Raw genomic sequence first — 6,622 nt, 5'->3', positions numbered from 1 at the left:
CCGCGCCGCCTCGTACGCCGTGAGCCGCGCCCCCTGGAGCAGCGGCCGCGTCTCGTCCACCCATCTGCGGCCACCCCGGCGGTTTCTGCTTTACCCAAAGCTTTGGCCCTTGCCCGGGGCCGCGCTCTTTTGGTGCGTGGCTCCGCCAAGGACGCATAAGCGCCTTTGCGCGGGAAAACCCGGAGGGCCCGCGGCGGTTGCCGCGGGCCCTCCGGGTGACCGTCACGAGGCCGTGCGGCCTCGTCGGTCCTACGCCTCGTGGTTCTTCACGCCTCGTCGCGGCGCAGGGACGGCTTGAGGTCCTTGAACCGGCCGAGCAGGCCGTTCACGAAGGAGGGCGACTCGTCCGTGGAGAACTCCTTGGCGAGCTGCACCGCCTCGTCGAGCACCACCGCGTCGGGGGTGCCGTCGACCCAGATGAGTTCATAGGCGCCGAGCCGCAGGATGCTGCGGTCCACGACCGGCATCCGGTCGAGGGTCCAGCCCACGGCGTACTGCGAGATGAGGTCGTCGATGCGGCGCTCATGCTCCGCGTAGCCCTCGACGAGCTCCATGGTGTACTCGCTCACCGGCGGCTGCCGGGTGTCGGACCGCGAGTGGCGCACCCAGTCGGCGAGGACCGTCAGAACGTCGGTGCCGCGCTGGTCGGCCTCGAAGAGGATCTGGAAAGCGCGCTTACGGGCCGTGTTACGAGCAGCCACGGTTAGCTGTTCACCCGGCCGAGGTAGCTGCTGTCACGGGTGTCGACCTTGATCTTCTCGCCGGTGGTGATGAAGAGCGGGACCTGGATCTGGTGGCCGGTCTCCAGCGTGGCGGGCTTGGTGCCACCGGTGGAGCGGTCGCCCTGGACGCCCGGCTCGGTCTCCTGGATCACGAGCTCGACGGCGGCGGGCAGCTCGACGAAGAGCACGGAGCCCTCGTGCTGCGCGACCGTGGCCGTGAAGCCCTCGATCAGGAAGTTGGCGGCGTCGCCGACGGCCTTCTTGTCGACGTGCAGCTGGTCGTAGGTCTCCATGTCCATGAAGACGAAGTACTCGCCGTCCATGTACGAGAACTGCATGTCGCGCTTGTCGATCGTGGCCGTGTCGACCTTGACGCCGGCGTTGAACGTCTTGTCGACGACCTTGCCGGAGAGCACGTTCTTCAGCTTGGTGCGCACGAAGGCCGGGCCCTTGCCGGGCTTGACGTGCTGGAACTCGACGACGGACCAGAGCTGGCCGCCTTCGAGCTTGAGCACCAGGCCGTTCTTGAGGTCGTTCGTGGAAGCCACGGTTGCTTCAATCTCCTGGACTGACGTGGACGACCCCGGCGCACGCGCACAGCTCTGGGCTAGAGCGCGAGCAGCTCCTTGGTCGTAATGGTGAGTAGCTCGGGTCCGCCGTCCGCCTCGGGGCGTACGACGAGCGTGTCATCGATCCGGACTCCGCCCCTGCCCGGGAGGTGAACCCCCGGCTCGACGGTGACCGGCACGCAAGCGTCCAGTTTACCCATGGCGGCGGGCGCCAATTGAGGGTCCTCGTCGATTTCGAGCCCCACACCGTGACCGGTGACCGGAGCGAGTCCGTCCGTGTACCCGGCCGAGTCCATCACATGACGGGCCGCGCGGTCCACGTCGCGGCACGCGGCGCCGGGTACGAGGGCCTCCCTGCCCGCCCGCTGGGCGGCGAAGACGAGGTCGTACAGCTCGATCTGCCAGTCGGCGGGAGAGGTACCGATGACGAACGTACGCCCGATCTCACACCGGTAGCCGCGGTAGGCGGCCCCCAGGCAGACGGAGAGGAAGTCGCCCTCTTCCACCCTCCGGTCGGACGGCCGGTGCCCGCTCAGCCCCGAGTTCGGGCCGGTGCCTACCGAGGTGGCGAAGGCCGGGCCGTCGGCCCCGTGGTCCACGAGCCGCCGCTCCAGCTCCAGGGCGAGATGGCGTTCGGTCCGCCCGACGAGGATGGATTCGAGCAGTTCGCCGAGGGCCTGGTCGGCGATCTCGGCGGCGATCCGCAGACAGGAGATCTCTTCCTCGTCCTTGATGAAGCGCAGCTGTTCGACCGCGCCGCCGAGGTCGACGAGGCGCAGCCGGGGCGCGACGGAACCGATCGCCCGGTGCCGGGCGACGGTCAGGTGGTGCTCCTCCACGGCCAGCGACTCCGCTCCCTGGCCGGCCGCGAGTCCGGCGCCCGCCACGGCCGGGTCGGCGCCCGGCTCGGACAGCAGCCGCATCCGCAGGGCCTCGTCGGGCCGCCCCTCGCCGTGCTGGTCGCTGGGCGGCCTCCCGCACAGCAGGACGTCCTCGCTCCTGCCCACGAGCAGCACGGCGCCCCGCGGCGCCGCTCCCGCGAGATAGCGGACGTTGGCCGGCCGGGACACCAGCGCCGCGGCACCCCCGCCGGCGGCGCACCGCTCCCTCACCCGCTCCCTGCGGACCGCGTAGACCTCAGACATGGGGCGAGCCTACGAGCGCCCCGCTCCCCCGGCCCGGCCAGCGCGTCCGACCGGGGGTCGGGGCCACCAGGGAGTCTGCCGCGGCCGGGGTCGCCGCGGCGCCCATGTCGGCGGCGAAGACCGCGTCCGGTGGTGTGAGGGAGCCGCGGAGGCCGAGAGGCTCAACCGTGCCCCGCGGAGGGCGCTACCACTGTGGTGGGCTGGCGATTGCTCTGGTGAGGACGTCGTCCAGGAGTTGGGCCGTGGTGGGGACGTCCAGTTGGGAGTTGTCGATGATGGGGAGGCCCGAGCCGTACCAGCCCGCCATGCGGCCGTGGATGCGGGCCACTTCCTCGTCGGTGAGGCGGCGGTTGCCGCTGCGCCGCGCGTTGCGTTCGAGGACGATCTCCAGGCCCGGCAGGAGGACGACGGGCAGCAGGCCGGGGCCCACGTGGCGCTTCCAGCCGCCGAGGCCGACGACCGGGCGGTCGGGGAAGACCGCGTCGTCGAGGATGCAGGAGATGCCGTTCGCCAGGAAGTTGCGCGCGGCGAAGCCGCAGGTGCGGCGGGCCAGGCGGTACTGCGCCTCGGAGTGGTCGTTCCACCCCGACTGCGGGTCGGCGAAGCCCGAGCGCACCCATTCGCGTACGTCGTCGAGGCTGATGTGGGCCGTCGGCACGTGCCGGTGCTCCGCCCAGTACTTGGCGACGCTCGTCTTGCCCGCGCCCGCGGGGCCGATGAGCAGCACGGCGAGTGTGGTGGCCCCCATGTCGGCCTGCGCCGTGTCCGGCGGTGGACTCGGCATCGCCACGGGGCCGCCCGGCGGCAGCTGGATGTGCCCGGTGGACTCCGGCGCGGGCGGCACGGGGCCCTGCGGGTGCGGGCCCTGCGGGTGCGGGGCCTGCGGGTGCGGCGCCGACGGGTGCGGGACCGGGGCCTGGCCGGGCGTGTGCGGGGCCTGGCCCGGGGCCTGCGGGGCCTGTGCGTGCGGGGCCCGGGGGACGGGCGCGCCCGTGAAGCCCTGCGGGGGCGGCGGTCCGCCGCGCGGGACGGCGCCCGGGGGCGGAGCGCTCGGGTGATGTGCGGCCGGGGACCAGCCGGTGGCCGGTCCGTGCCCCGGCTGGTGGGGCGGCAGCGGAGACCCCACTGCGTGCTGCATCCGGTGCCACTCCGTCTCGTGCGACTGACGCTGGTCGGGCGGCGGCCGGACCGCCCGTCAGAGCCTGTGCGGCAACCCCGGCCAGGCTCTCGTCGAACGGTACCGTCCCCGGCCGCCGTTGTGTGAACGGCCGGGGAGCCCGCGAAGTGCCCGTGGCCGAATCGGCCTGGCCGTCAGGCCCTTACTGGCCGACTTCGCCGTAGGCGGCGAGCAGCACCGCCGGGTCGGGGCCCTCCAGCACGGTCGGCTTGCCGAGGCCGTCGAGGACGATGAACCGCAGCAGGTCACCGCGGGACTTCTTGTCGACCTTCATGGTCTCCAGGAGCTTCGGCCACTGGTCGTAGCGGTACGTCAGCGGAAGGCCCACCGACTCCAGGACGGTGCGGTGCCGGTCGGCGGTCGCGTCGTCGAGGCGCCCCGCCAGACGGCCGAGTTCGGCGGCGAAGAGCATGCCCACGGAGACGGCGGCACCGTGCCGCCACTTGTAGCGCTCGTTCTTCTCGATGGCGTGCGCGAGCGTGTGCCCGTAGTTGAGGATCTCGCGCAGCCCGGCCTCCTTGAGGTCACCCGAGACGACCTCGGCCTTGACCTTGATGGAGCGCTCGATGAGCTCGGCGGTGTGCTGCCCGGCCGGCGTGCGCGCGGCCTGCGGGTCGGCCTCGATGAGCTCCAGGATCGCCGGGTCGGCGATGAACCCGGCCTTGATGATCTCCGCGAGCCCGGAGACGTAGTCGTTCACCGGCAGCGAGTCGAGCGCCGCGAGGTCGCAGAGGACACCGGCCGGCGGGTGGAAGGCGCCCACCAGGTTCTTTCCCTCGGCGGTGTTGATGCCGGTCTTGCCGCCGACCGCCGCGTCCACCATGCCGAGCACCGTGGTCGGCACGGCGATCCAGCGGACGCCGCGCAGCCAGGTCGCGGCCACGAACCCGGCGAGGTCGGTGGAGGCACCGCCGCCCACGCCGACGATGACGTCGCTGCGCGTGAAGCCCGACTGGCCGAGCGCCTTCCAGCAGTACGCCGCGACCTCGGCCGTCTTGGCCTCCTCGGCGTTGGGCACCTGGATGGCGACGGCCTCGTAGCCCTGGTCGGCGAGGTCCTGGCGGAGCGCGTCGCCGGTCTCGGCGAGCGCCTCGGGGTGGATCACCGCGACCCGCTTGGCCTGGTCGCCGACTAGGCCCGGCAGCTCGCCGAGGAGCTGCCGACCGACCAGCACCTCGTACGGATCCGTGCCGGCGGTCCCGCCGACGTGGATGCGGGTGGGGGTCTGCTCGGTCGTCTGCTCCGTGGTCATGCTTCCTTCAACTCCAGTGCGTCGAGGACCGCCTGGGCGACCTCTTCGGGGGTGCGGCCGTCGGTGGCGACGACCGCGCGGGCGACTTCGGCGTACAGATGGCGGCGGGCGTCCATCAGCTCGCGCCACTGCTTGCGCGGGTTGACGGCGAGCAGCGGGCGCGCCTGGTTGAGGCCGGTGCGCCTGACGGCCTCCTCGACGTCCATCGAGAGGTAGACGACGGGGTGCGCCGAGAGCAGCGCGCGCGTGGTGTCGTCGAGGATCGCTCCCCCGCCGAGCGCGAGGACGCCGTCGTGCTCCTCGACGGCGGCGCGCACGGCCCGCCGCTCCAGGTCGCGGAAGTACGGCTCGCCCTCGTCGACGAAGATGTCGGCGATCTCGCGGCCCTGCGCGGCGACGATGTCGGCGTCGGTGTCGCGGAACGCGGTCCCGAGCCGGCCGGCGAGCAGCTCGCCGACCGTCGTCTTGCCCACGCCCATGGGGCCGACGAGGACGATCTGCGGGCCGCTCACCGGATCTGGAGGTTGTCGAGGTAGGAGCGGACGTTGCGCCGCGTCTCGGGCACGCTGTCGCCGCCGAACTTCTCGGCCACGGCGTCGGCGAGGACGAGCGCGACCATCGCCTCGGCGACGATGCCGGCCGCGGGGACGGCGCACACGTCGGAGCGCTGGTGGTGCGCCTTGGTGGCCTCACCGGTCGCCACGTCGACGGTGGCGAGGGCGCGCGGCACGGTCGCGATGGGCTTCATGGCGGCGCGTACGCGCAGCAGTTCACCGGTGGTCAGACCGCCCTCGGTGCCGCCGGAGCGGCCTGAGGTGCGCCGGATGCCGTCCTCGGTGGAGACGATCTCGTCGTGCGCCTTGGAGCCCGGCACGCGCGCGAGGTCGAAGCCGTCGCCGACCTCGACGCCCTTGATGGCCTGGATGCCCATGAGCGCGGCGGCGAGCCGCGCGTCGAGCCGCCGGTCCCAGTGCACGTGCGAGCCGAGGCCGACCGGCACTCCGTAGGCGAGGACCTCGACGACGCCGCCCAGGGTGTCGCCGTCCTTGTGGGCCTGGTCGATCTCGGCGACCATCGCCTTCGACGCGTCGGCGTCCAGGCAGCGCACCGGGTCGGCGTCGAGCTTGTCGACGTCGGCGGGGGTCGGGTACACGCCGTAGGGGGCCTTGGCCGCCGCCAGCTCCGTCACATGGCTGACGATCTCGATGCCGGCCGTCTCCTTGAGGTACGAGCGGGCGACCGCGCCGAGCGCGACGCGGGCCGCGGTCTCGCGGGCGGAGGCGCGTTCCAGGATCGGCCGGGCCTCGTCGAAGCCGTACTTCTGCATCCCGGCGAGGTCGGCGTGGCCGGGGCGGGGGCGGGTCAGCGGGGCGTTGCGCGCCAGTTCGGCGAGTTCGGCCGGGTCGACCGGGTCGGCCGCCATGACCTGCTCCCACTTGGGCCACTCGGTGTTGCCCACCATGATGGCGACGGGCGAGCCCATGGTGAGGCCGTGCCGGACGCCGCCGATGAAGGTGACCTCGTCGCGCTCGAACTTCATGCGGGCGCCGCGTCCATAGCCGAGCCGTCGCCTGGCGAGGTGGTCCGCCACCATCTCCGTGGTGATCGGCACGCCGGCGGGAAGTCCCTCCAGCGTCGCGACAAGTGCGGGTCCGTGGGACTCCCCAGCGGTCAGCCAGCGCAACCTGCTCAACGGTGCTCCTCATGCTCGCGCCTGGAACTGCGGTCTTCGACGGCGCGGCCGGGTGCGCGGCCCT

The 6,622-nt window shown here is 72.6% G+C and carries 7 protein-coding genes and 1 pseudogene; all 8 read right to left on the bottom strand.

All coding sequences use genetic code 11. From position 1 onward, the window contains the following. Positions 1–69: pseudogene (locus AB0I16_RS16245) on the bottom strand (S-methyl-5-thioribose-1-phosphate isomerase); the annotation flags it as partial. Positions 70–266: 197 nt separating this feature from the next. Beyond that, on the bottom strand, positions 267–701 hold the full coding sequence (nusB, locus tag AB0I16_RS16240) for a transcription antitermination factor NusB (protein ID WP_363250018.1): 435 nt from the start codon (positions 699–701) through the stop codon (positions 267–269). Between the two features lie 2 nt (positions 702–703). After that, positions 704–1,270, bottom strand: a complete 567-nt coding sequence (gene efp, locus AB0I16_RS16235) for an elongation factor P (RefSeq protein ID WP_062779556.1) — start codon at positions 1,268–1,270, stop codon at positions 704–706. A gap of 59 nt (positions 1,271–1,329) precedes the next feature. After that, positions 1,330–2,436, bottom strand: coding sequence for an aminopeptidase P family protein (locus tag AB0I16_RS16230; protein WP_363250017.1), 1,107 nt, complete (start codon positions 2,434–2,436; stop codon positions 1,330–1,332). Positions 2,437–2,620: 184 nt separating this feature from the next. Next, positions 2,621–3,574, bottom strand: a complete 954-nt coding sequence (locus AB0I16_RS16225; protein WP_363250016.1) for a Pro-rich N-terminal domain-containing protein — start codon at positions 3,572–3,574, stop codon at positions 2,621–2,623. A gap of 181 nt (positions 3,575–3,755) precedes the next feature. After that, positions 3,756–4,865 (bottom strand): 3-dehydroquinate synthase, encoded by a 1,110-nt coding sequence (aroB, locus tag AB0I16_RS16220; protein WP_363250015.1) that lies wholly within the window; start codon positions 4,863–4,865, stop codon positions 3,756–3,758. Then, entirely contained in the window at positions 4,862–5,344 is a 483-nt protein-coding gene (locus tag AB0I16_RS16215) for a shikimate kinase (protein WP_363250031.1), read from the bottom strand. The genes aroB and AB0I16_RS16215 overlap by 4 nt, the downstream gene beginning before the upstream one ends. A gap of 29 nt (positions 5,345–5,373) precedes the next feature. Further along, positions 5,374–6,558, bottom strand: coding sequence for a chorismate synthase (gene aroC, locus AB0I16_RS16210; protein ID WP_363250014.1), 1,185 nt, complete (start codon positions 6,556–6,558; stop codon positions 5,374–5,376). Positions 6,559–6,622 lie beyond the last annotated feature (64 nt).

It is taken from the genome of Streptomyces sp. NPDC050703, assembly GCF_040654435.1.
GTDB lineage: Bacteria > Actinomycetota > Actinomycetes > Streptomycetales > Streptomycetaceae > Streptomyces.
This window is presented reverse-complemented; position numbering and strand designations above follow the sequence as displayed.

Bases quoted from the DNA above. Each gene is read 5' to 3' on its own strand.
- AB0I16_RS16230 (WP_363250017.1), bottom strand. From the start codon at position 2,436: ATGTCTGAGGTCTACGCGGTCCGCAGGGAGCGGGTGAGGGAGCGGTGC.
- AB0I16_RS16225 (WP_363250016.1), bottom strand. From the start codon at position 3,574: ATGCAGCACGCAGTGGGGTCTCCGCTGCCGCCCCACCAGCCGGGGCAC.
- aroB (WP_363250015.1), bottom strand. From the start codon at position 4,865: ATGACCACGGAGCAGACGACCGAGCAGACCCCCACCCGCATCCACGTC.
- AB0I16_RS16215 (WP_363250031.1), bottom strand. From the start codon at position 5,344: ATGGGCGTGGGCAAGACGACGGTCGGCGAGCTGCTCGCCGGCCGGCTC.